Here is a 17,008-nt window from a genome sequence, read left to right on the forward strand (position 1 = left end):
GCTTCAGCCGATCAGCCCGCCGAGCCGCATCGCCGCGCCCATGTCGCCATCGACGGCGAGCTTGCCGGACATGAAGGCGGCGGTCGGGTTGAGATCGCCCGAGAGCATCGCCTCGAAGGTGTCGGGAGTGGCGGTGAGGGTGACGTCGGCTTCCTCGTCGCCGGCGCGTGCGCCGGAGCCATCGACCATGATGCTGCCCGCGCCTTCAAGCACGAATTTTGCCACGGCATCGAAGCCGGAACCCGACAGTTTCTCGTTCAGTGCCGCAACTGCCGTCTCGATCACATCGCTCATGTCCGTCTCCAATCTGGGCTGTTCCCTGTTCGCCGCGAGCTTAGCGAAAGCCGGCGCGCGGCAAAACCGGTTTTGCGCATCGTGACGCGGCGGAAATTCGCCCCGCCCACGCGAAGGTGATGGGCAGGGGCGGGCCGGATGGGCTAGATTTGGGTCATGACCCGCGCAGCCTTCCTTTTTGCCCTCCTGCTGGCCGCTTCGCCATTGCGCGCGCAATCGGACGGCCTCGACGATCTCTTCGATGCCCTGCGCCAGCCCGACAGCTCGGGTTGGGAGGCGGTGGAGGATCGGATTTGGGAGGAATGGTCGCAATCGGGGTCGGCGGCGATGGACCTGTTGCTCGAGCGCGGCCGCGAGGCGATCGGCGAGGGCGAGCACGCCACCGCGATCGAGCATCTGACCGCGCTGGTCGAGAATGCGCCGGATTTCGCCGAGGGTTGGAACGCCCGCGCAACGGCCTACTTTCACGTCGATCGCTACGGTCCGGCGCTTGCCGATATCGCGCGCGCGCTGACGCTGGAACCGCGCCATTTCGCGGCGCTGGCCGGTTTGGGGCGCATCTTCGAAGAAACCGGAGACATTGAGGGCGCGCTCGAAGCCTATCGCAGGGCCGCCGCTATACATCCGCGCCGCCCCGATCTAAGAGAGGCGGTGGAACGCCTCGAAGCCGAGCTTCAGGGCAAAAGCGTCTGACGCAGGCGCAGGTCGGGCAGGAGACAGCGCATGTCGCGGATCGCCGCGGTTCTTGGGCCCACCAACACGGGCAAGACCCACTATGCCATCGAGCGCATGCTGGCCTATCGCACCGGGGTGATCGGCCTGCCGCTGCGGCTGCTCGCGCGCGAGGTCTACGACAAGATCGTGGCGCTGCGCGGCCCCTCGGTGGTGGCCCTGGTCACCGGCGAAGAACGGATCGTGCCCGAGCGGGCGCAATACTGGGTCTGCACGGTTGAGGCGATGCCGGTGGGGTTGGGGGCCGATTTTGTCGCGGTCGACGAGATCCAGCTCTGCGCCGACCCCGAGCGCGGCCATGTTTTCACCGACCGTCTGCTGAACGCGCGCGGCCAGCACGAGACCCTGTTCATGGGCGCCGACACGATGCGCGGGGCGATCGCCGGGCTGGTGCCGGGGGTGAGCTTCCTGCACCGCGAGCGGTTCAGCGCGCTGACCTATTCAGGTTCGAAAAAGACAAGCCGGATGCCCCCAAGAAGTGCAATCGTGGGGTTTTCGGTTGAAAATCTCTATGCGATTGCAGAATTGATGCGTCGCCAGAAGGGCGGCGTGGCGGTGGTGATGGGGGCGCTTTCGCCGCGCACGCGCAACGCGCAGGTGGCGATGTACCAGAACGGCGACGTCGATTATCTCGTCGCCACCGATGCCATCGGCATGGGGCTCAACCTCGACGTGGACCACGTTGCCTTCTCGGCGCTGGCCAAGTTTGACGGCCGAAGGATGCGCCAGCTTGCCCCCAACGAACTGGCCCAGATCGCCGGGCGCGCCGGGCGCTATCGCAGCGACGGCACATTCGGCGTTACCGGCGAGGCGCGTCCGCTCGACGACGAGGTGGTGGCGGCGATCACCGAGCACCGCTTCACCCCGATCCGCAAACTCAACTGGCGCAACGCGCGGCTGACGTTCGGATCGGTCGACGCCTTGATCGCCTCGCTGGAAGCCGGCACCGATGACCCGTGGTTGACCCGCGCCCGCGAGGCCGACGACCAGATGGCGCTGAAGGCGCTGGCGGAGGATGCGGTGATCCGCGCCCGGGCCTCGGACGGGGCCTCGGTCAAGCTGTTGTGGGATGTCTGCCGGGTGCCGGATTTTCGCGGCATCAGCCATGCCGAGCACGAAGCGATGCTGTCGGCCATCTTCACCGACCTGCATGAGCACGGGCAGGTGCGCGAGGACTGGTTTGCCCGGCAGGTGGCGCGAATCGACAAGACCCATGGCGATATCGACGCGCTGTCGAAGCGGCTCGCCTTCATCCGAACCTGGACCTACGTGGCGCAGCGTCGCGGCTGGCTGGCTGATGAAGACCATTGGCGTGGCGAGACACGTGCGGTAGAAGATCGCCTGTCGGATGCGCTTCACGCCGCGCTGACACAAAGATTTGTTGACCGGCGCACCTCGGTGCTGTTGCGGCGGTTGAAACAGAAGGAGGGCCTGGTGGCCGAGGTGAACGACAAGGGTGAAGTGACGATCGAGGGCGAATTCGTCGGTCGTCTGGAGGGGTTCCGTTTCCGGCAGGACGCGTCGGCGAGCCCGGAAGAGGCCAAGACCCTGCGTGCCGCGGCGGTGGCCGCGTTGGCACCGCAGTTCTCGCTCAAGGCTGATCGGTTCTACAATGCGCCCGATACCGAGATCGACTACACCGAGCAGGGCGGCTTGATGTGGGGCGAGCATGCCGTCGGCAAGCTGGTGAAGGGTGATGACCCTCTCAAGCCACAGGTGCAGGCTTTCGTCGATGACGAGGCCGGGGCGGAGGTGGCCGAAAAGGTTGCCCGGCGTCTGCAGCACTTCGTCGATCGCAAGGTCGCGGCGCTGTTCGAGCCGCTGATCGGCATTCAGAAAGACGAAAAACTTGCCGGTCTGGCGCGTGGTTTCGGCTTCCGCCTGATCGAGGCGATGGGGATCATCCCGCGCGATCAGATTGCGCGGGAGGTCAAGGAGCTCGATCAGGAGGCGCGCGGGCTTCTGCGCAAGCATGGCGTGCGCTTCGGCCAGTTCACCATTTTCATGCCGGCATTGCTCAAGCCCGCGCCGACGCGGCTCAGGCTGGTGCTTTGGAGCCTCTTGCAGGGGCTTGACGAGTTTCCCGAGGCACCGCCGCCGGGGCTGGTCACGATCCCGGTGGTCGAGGGCGTGGGGCCGGAGGTTTACGCCTTGTCGGGCTACCGACCCGCCGGGGCACGGGCGATCCGCATCGACATGCTGGAGCGTCTTGCCGACCAGTTGCGCGCGCAGGACAGCCGCGGCGGCTTCGAGGCCAACCCGGACATGTTGTCGATCACCGGCATGACGCTGGAGCAGTTCGCCGACCTGATGCAGGGGCTCGGCTATGCCGCAGCGCGGGGCGAGCGGCCGAAAACCCGGCCCGCCGATCACGATGCCAAGTCGTCCGGTTATTCCGAGGTCGAGGCCCAGCCCTGGGCCGACCGTCCGCCCGAGCCGCATCCCGGCGATCACGGCGCAAGCGAGATCGAGGCCATCCCCGAAGCCGATGGCGCGGGCCACTCGCAACATCTGCACATCGACCATCTCGAAGGATCGGGATTTTCCTCGGTCGAGGCGCAACCGGACGTGGATGACGACGACGAGTTCGAGCCGCATCCCGGTGCGGCGGGCGCTTCGGAGACCGATGCGCGCGGGCCAGCCAGCGACGAACCGGACGTGTTCTACACCTTCACCTGGGCCGGTTTTGCCAAGCCTCGTGGTGGTGGCGGCGCCGCACGGCGTCCGAAGGGCGGTGGCGGAGGTGGCGGCAAGCCGAAGGGCGGCAAGCCGCGTGGCAAGGGGCCGAAGGACCAGCCGGATGGCAAGACTCGTTCCTTCGAGGCCAGGCCGCCGAAGAAGGACAAGCCGATCGACCCCGACAACCCCTTCGCCGCTGCGCTGATGGGGCTGCGGGACAAGACCTGAATGTCGGTGCCGGGGCAGCCGCGCGACACCATGCGCGCCGACAAGTGGCTCTGGCACGCGCGTTTCTTCAAAACCCGCGGCCTTGCGGCGAAGGTGATCGCGGGCGGGCACCTGCGAGTCAACGCCGGCAAGGTCCACAAGCCCGCGCAAGCCGTGGGCCCGGGCGACGTGCTCACCTTTCCGCAGGCGCGTCGGGTTCGGGTGGTGAAGATCGTGGCACTTTCGGAGCGCCGAGGCCCGGCCCCGGAAGCCCGCGCGCTCTACGACGACCTCACCCCGCCCGCCGATCCGACCCCGCCCGCACCGCGCTTCGATGGTGGCGGGCGACCAAGCGGGAAAGATCGTCGCAATGCACGGCTTTATGACCGGGGGCAACTTGATTGATCCGCCGAAGCCGGTTAGCTAGACCCGATCACACGGCATTCAGGGTGTACCCATGACCTATATCGTCAACGACAAATGCATCGCCTGCAAATACACCGATTGCGTCGAGGTATGCCCCGTGGACTGTTTCTACGAGGGTGAGAACATGCTGGTGATTCACCCCGACGAATGCATTGATTGCGGCGTCTGCGAGCCGGAATGCCCCGCCGACGCGATCCGCCCGGATACCGAGCCGGAAGCGGAAAAATGGGTCGAGTTCAACCGCAAGTACTCCGAACTCTGGCCGGTGATCGTCTCGAAGAAAGACCCGCTTCCCGAGGCCGAAGAGCGCGACGGCGAAGAGGGCAAGCTCGAGAAATACTTCTCGGAGAAGCCCGGCGGCTGACCCATCAGGGTTTGGCTGTTGCGGGGGTCCGGCCGGGGTAAGGGAAGCCGGGAACGGCCTGTTTCTGCCGTGCCGCATTGCGGCGCTTTGAAATTCGGTGATTCTGCGTTATATTCACGTCTTGGTATGAAACCTGAGGCCCGTGCGCGTTGGATGGGGCTGCATCATGCGCGCGTATGATTTTGTTCAAGGAGACAGCGACGGTGGGCACCTGCTGACCGCGCAAGTTCTTTGTATGTAGGCCAACGGAGACAAAAAGGAAGAAAAAACATATGAGCAAAGCGAAGAAGCCCGATTTCCGTCCGAATGATTTCGTGGTCTACCCGGCGCATGGTGTTGGCAAGATCATCTCGATCGAAGAGCAGGAAATAGCCGGGCTGAGCCTGGAGCTTTTCGTGATCTCCTTCGAAAAGGACAAGATGACGCTGCGGGTGCCGACCAACAAGGCGACCGAAGTCGGCATGCGCGGGTTGTCGAGCCCCGATATCGTCTCCAAGGCGATGGACACGCTCAAGGGCAAGGCCCGGGTGAAGCGGGCGATGTGGTCGCGGCGGGCACAGGAATATGAACAGAAGATCAATTCGGGCGATCTGATCTCGATCGCCGAGGTGGTGCGCGACCTGCACCGCAACGATGAGCAGCGCGAGCAAAGCTATTCCGAGCGCCAGCTCTACGAGGCGGCGCTCGAGCGGTTTACCCGCGAGGTTGCGGCGGTGTCGGACGGCGATGAGTCGGCGGCACAGAAGAAGGTTGACGAGGTGCTGACCTCGCGCGCCGCCTGAACCGCGACACCGGCTGGAATTGCCTCTGCCGCCGTCCTTCGGGGCGGCGGTTTGCGTTTGCGGGCTACAGGCTGGCCGCGAGGGCCGCGAGGGCCGCGATTTCGGCCAGTTGCTGCGCCGCACCGAGAATATCGCCGGTCTGGCCGCCGATCTTGGCCCGGGCAACGGCGGCCAGCGCGATCACGGCGAGCGTGGCCCAGAGGATCGGTGCCAATACGCCCCAGCCAAGCACCAGGGCGGCGACGCCAAGGGCGATGATCACACCGAGGGTGGCCGCATCCTGCCCCGGAGGGCCGATGTCTTGCGCAAGCCCCGTGCCGCGCGCGTTCGGCATCGCCGCCATCAGCACGGCCATCGGCGCGCGCGACAGCACCGCCACGGCGATCAGTGGCGCGAAGAGCCCACCTGCTTCCAGAATCGCGACGAGGGCCCCCCAGCGCAGCCCAAGCGCCAGCACCAGGGCAAGCACGCCGTAGCTGCCGATCCGGCTGTCCTTCATGATTTCGAGACGCCGGGCGCGGGTTTGACCGCCCCAGAAGCCATCGGCCGTGTCGGCCAGCCCATCCTCGTGCAGCGCGCCGGTGGCGGCGATCTGGGTGGCGAGAATCAACCCGGCGGCCAGCATGGTGGGCAGGCCGAGCGCGAGCGCGAGCCAGCCCGCGAGACTGGCGAGCAACGCCACCGCGAGGCCTGCAAGCGGCCAGGCCCAGGCCGCGCGCGCCCCCCGGTGCTCGGATTGCGCGGGCACTGGCAAGCGGGTGAGCAGGGCAAGCGCCTCGGCGATGTCGCCGGGGCGGGCGAGGGGGTCGGATTTGGGTGTCATGGCCGGTCCTCCGGGGCTTTTGCGCGGGTTCCTTCCTCGTTAAGCAGGTCTCCGAAACGTTTCAACAGGAGAGCCCGATGGCCGACGTCCCTTTTTCCACGCTTGACGAATTTCGTGCGCTGCTCGGCGGCCTGCCCGCAGCGGACGGTGCGGCGGCGGAAGCGGCGCGGGCGCGCAACGGCCAGCTCACCAAGCCGCCTGCCTCGCTCGGGCGGCTCGAAGACCTCGCGATTTGGTATGCCGGTTGGCGGGGCACCGCGCGGCCCCGGATCACGGCACCCCAGGTGATCGTGTTTGCCGGCAACCACGGGGTGACGGCGCGGGGGGTTTCGGCCTTTCCGGCGGAGGTGACGGTGCAGATGGTCGCGAACTTCGAGGCGGGCGGCGCGGCGATCAACCAGCTCGCGGCGGAATTCGGCGCACGGATGCGCGTCGTCGCGCTGGACCTCGACCGGCCGACCGCCGATTTCACCGAAGGCCCGGCGATGAGCGAGGCGGAGGCTGTGGCGGCGCTCGCCGCGGGGTGGGCCGCGGTCGATCCGGATGCCGATGTCCTGGTGACCGGGGAGATGGGCATCGGCAACACCACCTCCGCTGCTGCCCTGGCGCATGCGCTCCTTGGCGGCACGCCGCAGGACTGGGTCGGGCGCGGGACCGGGGTGGATGACGCCGGGCTCGCGCTCAAGGGTCAGGTGGTGGCCGCGGGGCTGACGGCCAACCCGGGCGCGACGGGCGATGCGCTGGAAGCCCTGCGCTGCCTTGGCGGGCGCGAGTTGGCAGCGATGGCGGGCGCGATTGCACGGGCAAGGGCCGAGGCGATCCCGGTGATCCTCGACGGATTTATCTGCACCGCCGCCGCGGCGGTGCTGGAACGGGCCGCGCCGGGGGCGCTCGACCACGCGGTGGCAGGGCATGTTTCGGCCGAACATGCGCATGGCCGCTTGCTTGCGGCGCTCGGAAAGGCACCGTTGCTGGCGCTTGACATGCGGCTGGGTGAAGGATCGGGCGCGGCGCTTGCCCTCGCTGTGCTGAAGGGGGCGATCGCCTGTCACTCGGGCATGGCGACCTTCGCGGAGGCGGGAGTTTCGGGGGGCTGACGCGGATCGGACGGTCGCAGGTGGCCAATCGCGCGGTTGGCCCGGGTGCGGCGGGGCGGACGGGGTGTGACGTCAACTCGTCAGCCGAAGGATGGCCGCGCTTTCGGCGGTGATCCTGTCGAGCCGGGTGCCGATGCGAGTCTGGAAATTGCCAAGCTGGTGAATGATGTCGGCCAGGGTTTCGCCGGACCCGGCGGTTCGTGCGCTTTCGATCTTGCTGAGAACGCGGGTGGAAGACAGCCCGAGCACGTGCCGGTGCATGGTTTCGCAGGCGCGGCCGATCCGGTCGACCTCGTCGCGCACCTGGGCGAGGCCGCGTGCCGATTTCTCGCGGTAGGCCGCGTGGTGCCGGGCGAGGAGGTGCCTTTCGTTTGCCAGATCGACCTCGCCGAGCTTGCGGCGTTCCTCGTCGAGCTGAAGGTCGCATTCGCGCAGGATCCGGGCCATCCCATGTAGAAAGACCGAAGCATGGACGGTGCCCTCGATGACCGCGAAGGTGCCGCCGGTGCCGATGACGTTTTCGGTAAACCAATCCGACATCTCGCGCGAGATCGCGCCGTAATTCTGCGACAGGGTGGAGATCGGCCCGCCGGTGGGTTCGAGCCGCGCGGCGATCACCCGCATGTTGTGCGGGATCGTGCGCATGGCGTGAAAATCGGCGACCAGACCCTCGGTTTGCTCGCGCAATCGACCGGCTGCCGCGAGCATGTCGCGGGCGGCGGCGATCCGCGGGTCGGGGGCAGCCTGCAGCCCTTCGTCGCGCGCGACGAGTTCCTTGCTGAGGGCATGCGCGGCGAAATGATCGTAGTCGTTGAAGCCCATGGCGGCGAGGTTTTCGACGAGGGCGCTGGCGCTGTCTTCGGGCGAGACCTTCCCTTCCACTTCGTTGGCGCGAACCGAGGCATACAGGCGTTCGACCTCGGCGCAGAGCGGACTGGTCGGCTTGATCCGCGCCGAAAGGTAGCCGCCGGGCGAGGGGGCAACGATGGCAAAAACCCAGTAGTGCAGCCCGTCCTTGGCCCGGTTCTTGACATAGGCACCGACCGGCTTGCCCTGCTTGAGGTGATCCCACATCAGCCAGAACACCGCGCGGGGCATGTCGGGGTGGCGGATGATCCGGTGCGGCGCGCCGAGCATTTCCGACCAGTCGAAATGCGCCACGCGGCGAAAAACGTAGTTGCCCGCGAGAATGACACCCCGTTCGTCGGTGCGTGAAAAGAAAGTCTCGTTGAGGCTGAACGGTGCCTCGCCGCTCGCCGGGCGGATCTCGTTGCGATGTTCGATGAAGCTCACTGGTCAACCCCGGTACTGGCATGCGGTCCAGCATCAAGGCCTAGCGCAGAACACTTGTCGTCCGGTTAACGCCCTCAGGTCGGCAGGGGGGCGTCGGGTTTGAGCTGGTCCATGACGATCTGGCTGTGCACGCGGGCGACGGCGGGGTGTGGCAGGAGCACCTCGTGAATCAGCCGGTTGAGCCCGGCAAGATCGTCGCAGAACACGCGCAGGAGGTAGTCCGCCTCGCCGGTGAGGGTCCAGGCTGACACGATATCGCGCCGCGTGGCCACGAGACGGGCAAAGGCGCGGGCGGCCTCCGGGTCGTGGCTGGCCATCTGGACCTGCACGAAGCCCTGAACCTGAAGCCCAAGCCGGGCCGGGTCGAGCCGGGCGCGGTAGCCGAGGATATAGCCGTGATCTTCAAGCCGCTGTCGGCGCCGCCCGGCCTGCGAGGCGGAGAGGCCCAGCTTTGCCCCGAGCGCCTCGGCGGTGAGGGTGGCATCGCGCTGGAGGATGTCGAGCAGGCGGGAATCGATCTCGTCGGGCATGCGGAAATCTCGCGTGAAGTTTGGAATTTATGCGCGAAGCAGGCGAAAAATCCGCCCAATCCAGCGCAGTTCGCGTGAAATTCTCGCACCGGGTGCGACAATCTGTCAAGACACTGCGAACAGGAGAATAGCATGGGCCCTTTCCCGCATGACGCCCCGCCCGCCGAGATCTCGCCGGAGAACCCCGCCGGGACCGATGGATTCGAATTTGTCGAGTTTGCCCACCCCGAGCCGGAGGCATTGCGCGATCTCTTCGCGCAGATGGGCTATGCCCATGTCGCCACGCACAAGTCCAAGGCGGTGGAACTGTGGCAGCAAGGCGATATCTCCTACCTGATCAACATGGAGCCGGGCAGCCATGCCGCCGGGTTCGTGGCCGAACACGGGCCTTGTGCGCCGTCGATGGGCTGGCGGGTGGCGGATGCGCGCCACGCCTTCGATCATGCCGTGAAGAACGGCGCGGAGCCTTATGACGGCCCCGGCAAGACGCTTGACGTGCCCGCGATCAAGGGCATCGGCGGTTCGCTGATCTATTTCATTGACGCCTACCGCGAGCAAAGCCCCTACAACGCCGAGTTTGACTGGCTGGACGATGCGCACCCGGCAGGCGTGGGGTTCTACTACCTCGACCACCTCACGCACAACGTGCACAGGGGCAACATGGACCTCTGGTTCGACTTCTACCAGCGCCTGTTCAATTTCCACGAGATCCGCTTTTTCGACATCCAGGGCAAGTTCACCGGCCTCTACAGCCGGGCGCTCACCAGCCCCTGCGGCAAGATCCGCATCCCGATCAACGAGGACCGGGGCGAAGAGGGCCAGATCGTGGCCTACCTGAAGAAATACAACGGCGAGGGCATCCAGCACATCGCCGTTGGCACCGAGGATATCTATGGCTCGGTCGATGCCATCGCGGCGCGCGGGCTGAAGTTCATGCCCGGGCCGAACGACGCCTATTACGAGATGTCGAAAGACCGGGTGAAGGACCACGCCGAGCCGATCGAGCGGATGAAGAAACACGGTATCCTGATCGACGGCGAAGGCGTGCTGGGCGGCGGCGAGACCCGCATCCTGCTTCAGATATTCTCGAAAACCGTGATCGGGCCGATCTTCTTCGAGTTCATCCAGCGCAAGGGCGATGACGGGTTCGGCGAGGGCAACTTCAAGGCGCTGTTCGAATCGATCGAGCGCGAGCAGATCGAGAGCGGCGAGTTGAGCGGCGTGGAGTGAACCGCACCGGCTCAGCCGAGCGGAAGCACTCCGAGCTTGAAGGCGCGATTGCCCTTCTGGTAGGTCAACTCGGTCGCGGTGATCGATGTCACGCGGCCGCCATCGAGCCGGTCGCCGATCTCGACCTTGACGTAGCGGCCGTTCTTCATCCGCACGAGGGCGCGGCGGGCGCTCGACGTGCCGTAAACCCCGACGAGGTTGATTTCCCTCAGGTTGAGCGCGTTTTTCACCGTCGCCTGTGTCGCGACGCTGGCGCTGGTGGGGATCGCGGGCGCGACGCTTGCCGCCGTTGCCACTGTTGCGGTCGCGGCGGGCGCGGCCGCAACCCGGGAACCATCGGAAGCGGCTTCGCGGGCGGCATCCACGATCGAGGCAAAGTTCGAAGGGCGCGCGCTCGGCTTGCGTGAAGTGGCGATCGCAAGCTCGGTTGGATTGACCAGCGCGGCGGCGACGGCGTCGGATACCGCGGCGTCGATCGCGGCGCTGGCGGTGGCGGTGGACACAACCAGATCAGCGGGGCGCGGTGCCGGGCGCGGGGCGGCGGCGAGCGTGGTTGCGATCCCGGAGGCCGCGTCGTCTTCCCCTTCCGGGACGAGCGCGGCATTGTCATCCTCATCGAGTTCCGGCGTTGATTGCGACGGTGCCTCGGATTCGGACCCGGTTTGAGGCGCGCCTTCCGGGTCCGTGCCCGGTGCGGGCACATTGGGGGGTGTGATTGGGTTTTCAGGCGGGACAAAATCGCTTGGGCGCGGTTGCGGGCGCAGGTTGGGCACATCGGGCAGCGCGACGGGCGGCGCGACGTCGGGCAGGTCGCCGGGGCGCGGCGGAGGCACGCGCGCGGGCGGGCCGGCGAAGACCAGAATACCTGTCGGGCTGAGGGCACCTTCCGGGGTGGGCTGGACAAGACCGTTTTCGTCGAGATCGAAGCTCGTGCCCGGCGGCGGGGGCGGTACCGGCGTGGCCAGGAGTGCGTCGCGCGAAGCGCCCGACAGCTCGTTCAGGCTGGGCAGGGCGGGGCGGTCAACAATGGCAGGGGAGAGCTCGGCGAGATCGCGGGTCGAGAGACGGGTCGTCTCGGGCTCGGCCAGGGGCTCGGGCGCGCGCTGCCAGATGCCGGTGGCGGCATAGCGCGCCGCGGCGACCTCGGGTGAAAGCACCGCGGCGGTATCGTCGGCTGGCGGTTCGGCTGGCGGATCGGCAGCGGGCGCGGGAGGTGTCTCGTCTGGCAGGTCGGGGGCGCTGGCAGGTGGCTCGGTTGCGGCGATGCTGTCGGGTTCGGGGTTGAACAGGGTCACATCGCCTTCGTCGATGACATAGCTTGACCAGACCGCCAGCACGGCCATGGCCAGCAAGAGAAGAAGGGTCAGGATCAGGCCGAGATACTTCGGTCTGCCACGGGTGTCTTGCGACTTTCGCGCGCCGAAAACCGTGAGCGCCTCGGCCTCGCGGGCGCGTTGCGATTCCAGCTCGCTCCGCTCCTTCGACTTGACGTTGCGCAACAGGCTGGCAAGCCCCTTGCGCGGGCTTGCGGGTGCGGCCTTGTCCTTCTTGCCGGTCTCTGCGGGGGCTTCGGCGGCGGTATCGTCGCCGGCTTCCTCGCTGGCGGCCCGGCGTGCCTCGGCGCGGGATCTTGCGGTCTTGGCTGCGGATTTCAAGCCGTTGCCCGCCTGCTCCGTCACGCCCCGGGCGGCCCCCAGAAGACCGGCGAACAGCTTGCCCTTTCCTGAAGGCGCCTCACTGGGCTGGTCGGGGCTCGGCAATGGGCGCGACAGCGCTTCGGCCATGCCGGCGCGGGCGTTGACAACGGGCGGCGTGACGGCGGGTGGCAGCGGTATGACTTTGCGGGACGGTTCTTCGGCTGTGCCCTCGGTCGATGCCGCAGGTTCTTCGGAATCGGCCGCGGCGGTCTTGTCCGGCTTGGCGTGGGCACCGTTCTGGGACGTGGCCGCGCGATGCTGCTCGCCGAGGGCAAAGGGTGCCTCCGGGCTGTGCGGCGCGCCGGTTCGGCGTGAATGGAAGGCGGCGGGCGCGCTCTTGGCGTCCGATGGCGCGTTTTCGGACGGCGTGTCTTGCGCTGCATCCGGCGCTTCGGTGCGGGGCGCGGTTGAAGGCGGCGGCGCTTTGTCAGCCGGCGAGAGGGGTTCGGTGGGATCATCGGTGGCTTCGGGCCGCGACCTGGTGGGCGCTTCGAGCTTCGGCCCGGCCGAGCGCGGCACCTTCGACGTTCTTGACACCGGCGCGATGCTGCGCGGCGGAACCTTGGGTGCCGCGGCCAGTTCATCGGGTGTTGGCGGGAATGGGGCGAGCGGGGGAGCCGACACGCGGCCCGCTTCGCCGCGCTCGGCCCGCGGTTTTCGTTTCGGTGGCGGTGCCGGGGCGGTATCGGGGACCGGCGCTTCCGGGGCGAGCGCCGGCGCGTTTTCCGGCTTGGTCTCGTCGGCCTCGGCGCGGCCTTCTGGCGCGGCGGGCTCGGTCGGCAGGGGGGCGGTATGCGGGGCTTCCGCCTCGGGTGCAGGCTTTGCCCCTGCTTCGTCTTCGGAAGCGGCAACCCGCGCTTCGGGGGAAAGTTCGAGCGCCCGGGGATTGCTTGGCAGCGGCGTGGCGTCGGGTTCGAGCCGCGCGCCCGGCGGCAGCAGGCGGGTGGCCGCGCGGGTCTTGCCGAAGAACGGCTCGCCGGAAAACTCGCCGCGGCCGGGGCGGGCGACGAAGCTCACCGGGTTGAACTTGTATTCCGACGCGAAAGTCTCGGCCTCGTCCATGGTTTCGCGCGCGAGCACAGCGACGCGGGCGCGCTCGCCTTCGGCGCGCCAGTCGAACACCAGATCGCCAACGGCGTAGGGCGTGAGCCCGTCGAGCGCGGCACGGATCTGGACCTCGCGCGCGATATCGTCGGGACCGGCGGCATCGACGGTGGTGTAGAGGATCTGCGAATTGGGGATGACCAGCTTGGTGGTGAAACCGCCGCTCTCCAGCATCGCGGCACTGCGGCGCAGATCGTCGAGCCGCGCGCCCATGTCGGGATCGTCGAGCGCAACGCTGCCGACCAGCGTCCACCCCGCCTTGCCGCGATGCAGCAGGTTGATGCCCTCATGGCTGAGATCGAGCGCGAAATTCGGTTTCATATATCAGCGAGCCGTCGTCGTCCCTTCGCACCCGGTTGCCTCCGGACGCCGCTTGGACCCTATCGCAGGAATCGGCGCAAGGAAAGCGAAAGCAAGGCGTTTGCGGGCTGCTGGGCGGGTTCTCTCCGATCACCCCGGAACGGGGCGCAAGCCGCGCCAGAAAAAGGAAGAATCGTGGCCGGGCATGATGCCGGACGCGGCCGGGCGCAGGGGGAAAATGTTGAAAAACTGTTAGCAGGGCGGGCGCAATCATGGCGGGCAAATTTGACATACCGTGCGCTTTAAGGTAGTTTCCTTGTCAAGCTGGAAGACATGAACGAGCGGCCCGGGCGGATGCCCGCGGCCGCCTTTTTCGTGTCGCTCGCACGGGGAGGCAAGCGAGGGCAATCCCACCACAAGAGGCAAGAACAAGAATGAACGAAGAAAGCCCGGGAACAACTGACGGCAGCGAGGGCAACCTGCTGCACCTGGCCGACAAGCAGGTCGAGCGCATCCTGCGCGAACTGGATGTGATCATTGAGGAATTGGCGGCTCGGAGCAGCGGCGCGGATGTGAAGGCGAAGGCCGCGGCCATCGACCTTCGCAAGGCGATTCAAACGGTATTCGAGGAAAGGCATCGCATTGGAAAATTCGACGGAAAAGACGGATCAAACCGGCGTGGAGACGGGCTCGACCTCGATGCCGCCCGCGCTGAAATCGGGTGCCGACTGGCTCGCCTGCGCAAGTCCGCAGATGCAGGCGGAGTTTCTGGAGGGATTGAGGGATGAGGCGCTTCTGGCGCTGCCCTGGCTGTTCGAGTTCTGGGCGCTGCCGCACCAGTTGCCGCCGGAGGGCGACTGGCGATCCTGGGTGATCCTCGGTGGCCGTGGCGCGGGCAAGACCCGCGCCGGGGCCGAATGGGTGCGGATGCGGGTGGAGGGCGCGAAACCGGATGATCCCGGCCGCGCCCGGCGGGTGGCACTGGTGGGCGAGACGCTCGACCAGGTGCGCGAGGTGATGGTATTCGGCGACAGCGGCATTCTCGCCTGCTCGCCGCCTGACCGCCGCCCGACCTGGGAGGCGACCCGCAAGCGGCTGGTCTGGCCTAACGGCGCGGTGGCGCAGGTGTTTTCGGCGCATGAGCCCGAGAGCCTGCGCGGGCCGCAGTTCGACGCGGCATGGGTGGATGAGTTGGCGAAGTGGAAGCGGGCGGAAGAAGCCTGGGACATGCTGCAATTTGCTTTGCGGCTGGGCGAGCATCCGCAACAGGTGGTCACGACCACGCCGCGCAATGTCGGCGTGTTGAAGGCGTTGCTAGCCAATCCGACGACGGTGACGACCCATGCCCCGACCGAGGCGAACCGGGCCAACCTTGCCGCGAGTTTTCTCGAGGAGGTGCGGGCGCGCTATGGCGGAACCCGGCTTGGGCGGCAGGAGCTGGAAGGTATCCTGATCGAGGACAGCGAGGGGGCGCTCTGGACCTCGGCGCGGCTGGAGGCGGGGCGGCTCGACGCACCGCCGGAGAGCTTCAGCCGGGTGGTCGTGGCGGTCGACCCGCCGGTGACCGGCCATGCCGGCAGCGACGAATGCGGGATCGTGGTGGTCGGCGCGGTGACCGTCGGGCCGCCCTCGGCCTGGCGCGCGGTGGTGCTGGAAGATGCCTCGGTGGCGGCAGCGACGCCCACCCGCTGGGCCGAGGCGGCGCTTGATGCGATGGCCCGCCACGGTGCCGACCGGCTGGTAGCAGAGGTGAACCAGGGCGGCGATCTCGTCGCCGAGGTAATCCGCCAGATCGACCCGCTGGCACCGTTTCGCGCGGTGCGGGCGAGCCGGGGGAAAGTGGCGCGTGCCGAGCCGGTGGCGGCGCTCTACGAGCAGGGCCGTGTGGCGCATCTGCGCGGGCTGGCCGAGCTCGAAGAGCAGATGTGCCGGATGACGGCGCGCGGCTACGAGGGCAAGGGCAGCCCCGACCGGGTGGATGCGCTGGTCTGGGCAATCCATGAACTGCTGATTGCCCCCGCGCGCCACGACGGGCACCGGGCGCGGCTGCGCGCGCTGGGTTAAAGGCTTTTTTAACCCCGGCTGCGAGAGTGCCTCCATCGCGACAAGGCAAGGGGCGTGGCCCGCCAGCGACGCGGTTCGAGACAACGACAGATGCGAAGGCGCAAGGGGGCAACCCCGGGCGGCCGGGAAGGGTTTGCCCGGTTTCGGGCTGGCCCCGCGACATGAGACGAGACACGAGGAGCGAGGCGGCATGGCGGTTTTCGATTTTCTGAAACGGGCGGAGGCGCAGCCCCCCGAGGTCAAGGCTTCGGCCACCGGCCCGGTGATTGCCTACCACGGCTCGGGCCGGGTGGCCTGGAGCCCGCGCGACTCGGTGAGCCTCACCCGCACCGGCTTTGCCGGCAACCCGGTGGGCTTTCGCGCAGTCAAGCTGATCGCCGAGGCCGCCGCCGCGCTGCCGTTGGTGCTTCAGGATGCGAATTGCCGGTTCGAGAGCCACCCGGTTCTGGATCTCATCACCCGCCCCAACCCGTTGCAGGGCAGGGCGGAATTGTTCGAGGCGCTCTATGGCCAGCTTCTGCTCACCGGCAATGCCTATGTCGAAGCGGTCAGCGACGGCGAGGGCAAGCCGGTGGAGCTGCATGTGCTGCGCTCGGACCGGATGAGCCTGGTGCCCGGCGCGGATGGCTGGCCGGTGGCCTATGACTACACCGTGGGCGCAAAGAAACACCGCTTTCACGTCGGTGAGGGCGCGTCGCCGATCTGCCACCTGCGCAGCTTTCACCCGCAGGACGACCATTATGGCCTGTCGGCCTTGCAGGCCGCGGCGAGCGCGCTCGACGTGCACAACGCCGCCTCGGCCTGGTCGAAGGCGCTGCTCGACAATGCGGCAAGGCCTTCGGGGGCGATCGTCTACCGCGGCGCCGATGGCGAGGGCACGCTGAGCCCGGAACAATACGACCGGCTGCTGACCGAGATGGAAGCCTATCACATGGGTGCGCGCAATGCCGGGCGGCCGATGTTGCTGGAGGGCGGGCTGGACTGGAAGCAGATGGGGTTCAGCCCCTCCGACATGGAATTTCACAAGACCAAGGAATCGGCGGCGCGCGAGATCGCCACCGCCTTCGGGGTGCCGCCGATGCTGCTTGGGGTGCCCGGCGAGGCGACCTATGCCAATTACCAGGAGGCCAACCGCGCCTTCTACCGGCTCACGGTGCTGCCGATGGTAGGCAAGGTGACGGCTGCGCTGGGGCACTGGCTCTCAAGCCATTCCGGCGCGGCGGTGACGCTGAAACCCGACCTCGACCAGGTGCCGGCGCTGGCGGCTGAACGCGACCAGCAGTGGCGGCGCGTGGCGGAAGCCGATTTCCTGACGCCGGGCGAGAAACGCACGCTGCTCGGCCTGCCGAAACTTTCCGATGACACCGCCGAATGAGGACCGACAGG

Annotated in this window: 15 protein-coding genes; 10 read left to right on the forward strand and 5 right to left on the reverse strand. The window is 67.4% G+C overall.

All coding sequences use genetic code 11. From position 1 onward, the window contains the following. Nucleotides 1–3: 3 nt before the first annotated feature. Nucleotides 4–294, reverse strand: coding sequence for an SCP2 sterol-binding domain-containing protein (locus B9Y97_RS14830; RefSeq protein WP_085527473.1), 291 nt, complete (start codon nt 292–294; stop codon nt 4–6). Nucleotides 295–450: 156 nt separating this feature from the next. On the opposite strand from B9Y97_RS14830, the gene B9Y97_RS14835 reads away from it, so the two are divergent. The 5 genes from B9Y97_RS14835 (at nt 451) to B9Y97_RS14855 (ending at nt 5,484) form a co-directional block, all read left to right on the forward strand. After that, the gene (locus B9Y97_RS14835; RefSeq protein ID WP_085527474.1) at nt 451–987 is read left to right on the forward strand and encodes a tetratricopeptide repeat protein; all 537 of its coding nucleotides are present in this window, start codon (nt 451–453) and stop codon (nt 985–987) included. Nucleotides 988–1,017: 30 nt separating this feature from the next. Next, nucleotides 1,018–3,933, forward strand: a complete 2,916-nt coding sequence (locus B9Y97_RS14840; RefSeq protein WP_085527475.1) for a helicase-related protein — start codon at nt 1,018–1,020, stop codon at nt 3,931–3,933. Further along, on the forward strand, nt 3,934–4,317 hold the full coding sequence (locus B9Y97_RS14845; RefSeq protein WP_085527476.1) for an RNA-binding S4 domain-containing protein: 384 nt from the start codon (nt 3,934–3,936) through the stop codon (nt 4,315–4,317). 52 nt (nt 4,318–4,369) lie between these two features. Then, on the forward strand, nt 4,370–4,702 hold the full coding sequence (gene fdxA, locus B9Y97_RS14850; protein WP_085527477.1) for a ferredoxin FdxA: 333 nt from the start codon (nt 4,370–4,372) through the stop codon (nt 4,700–4,702). A 272-nt stretch (nt 4,703–4,974) separates the two neighbouring features. Then, nucleotides 4,975–5,484 (forward strand): CarD family transcriptional regulator, encoded by a 510-nt coding sequence (locus tag B9Y97_RS14855; protein ID WP_085527478.1) that lies wholly within the window; start codon nt 4,975–4,977, stop codon nt 5,482–5,484. Nucleotides 5,485–5,548: 64 nt separating this feature from the next. Here B9Y97_RS14855 and cobS read toward each other — a convergent pair whose 3' ends face one another. Continuing rightward, nucleotides 5,549–6,307, reverse strand: coding sequence for an adenosylcobinamide-GDP ribazoletransferase (gene cobS, locus B9Y97_RS14860; RefSeq protein ID WP_085527479.1), 759 nt, complete (start codon nt 6,305–6,307; stop codon nt 5,549–5,551). Between the two features lie 77 nt (nt 6,308–6,384). On the opposite strand from cobS, the gene cobT reads away from it, so the two are divergent. After that, nucleotides 6,385–7,404 (forward strand): nicotinate-nucleotide--dimethylbenzimidazole phosphoribosyltransferase, encoded by a 1,020-nt coding sequence (gene cobT, locus B9Y97_RS14865; protein ID WP_085527480.1) that lies wholly within the window; start codon nt 6,385–6,387, stop codon nt 7,402–7,404. Between the two features lie 72 nt (nt 7,405–7,476). Here cobT and B9Y97_RS14870 read toward each other — a convergent pair whose 3' ends face one another. Then, entirely contained in the window at nt 7,477–8,697 is a 1,221-nt protein-coding gene (locus tag B9Y97_RS14870) for a PAS domain-containing protein (RefSeq protein ID WP_085527481.1), read from the reverse strand. Between the two features lie 74 nt (nt 8,698–8,771). Beyond that, nucleotides 8,772–9,227, reverse strand: a complete 456-nt coding sequence (locus B9Y97_RS14875; protein WP_085527482.1) for an Lrp/AsnC family transcriptional regulator — start codon at nt 9,225–9,227, stop codon at nt 8,772–8,774. A gap of 132 nt (nt 9,228–9,359) precedes the next feature. Between B9Y97_RS14875 and hppD the strand changes: the two genes are divergently transcribed. Further along, entirely contained in the window at nt 9,360–10,457 is a 1,098-nt protein-coding gene (gene hppD, locus B9Y97_RS14880) for a 4-hydroxyphenylpyruvate dioxygenase (protein WP_085527483.1), read from the forward strand. Nucleotides 10,458–10,468: 11 nt separating this feature from the next. Here hppD and B9Y97_RS14885 read toward each other — a convergent pair whose 3' ends face one another. Then, nucleotides 10,469–13,579 carry a hypothetical protein gene (locus B9Y97_RS14885; RefSeq protein ID WP_085527484.1) on the reverse strand — a complete coding sequence of 1,037 codons (3,111 nt, stop codon included), beginning with the start codon at nt 13,577–13,579 and terminating at the stop codon, nt 10,469–10,471. A 413-nt stretch (nt 13,580–13,992) separates the two neighbouring features. On the opposite strand from B9Y97_RS14885, the gene B9Y97_RS14890 reads away from it, so the two are divergent. The 3 genes from B9Y97_RS14890 (at nt 13,993) to B9Y97_RS14900 (ending at nt 16,997) form a co-directional block, all read left to right on the forward strand. Further along, on the forward strand, nt 13,993–14,346 hold the full coding sequence (locus B9Y97_RS14890; RefSeq protein WP_139828337.1) for a hypothetical protein: 354 nt from the start codon (nt 13,993–13,995) through the stop codon (nt 14,344–14,346). Further along, nucleotides 14,312–15,622, forward strand: a complete 1,311-nt coding sequence (locus B9Y97_RS14895) for a DNA-packaging protein (protein ID WP_139828440.1) — start codon at nt 14,312–14,314, stop codon at nt 15,620–15,622. The genes B9Y97_RS14890 and B9Y97_RS14895 overlap by 35 nt, the downstream gene beginning before the upstream one ends. A 190-nt stretch (nt 15,623–15,812) precedes the next feature. Continuing rightward, nucleotides 15,813–16,997: a phage portal protein gene (locus tag B9Y97_RS14900; protein WP_085527486.1), complete on the forward strand. Its 1,185-nt coding sequence runs from the start codon at nt 15,813–15,815 to the stop codon at nt 16,995–16,997. Nucleotides 16,998–17,008: the final 11 nt, after the last annotated feature.

Origin of the sequence: Maritimibacter sp. HL-12, assembly GCF_900177545.1 — a bacterium.
Lineage (GTDB): Bacteria > Pseudomonadota > Alphaproteobacteria > Rhodobacterales > Rhodobacteraceae > Sinisalibacter.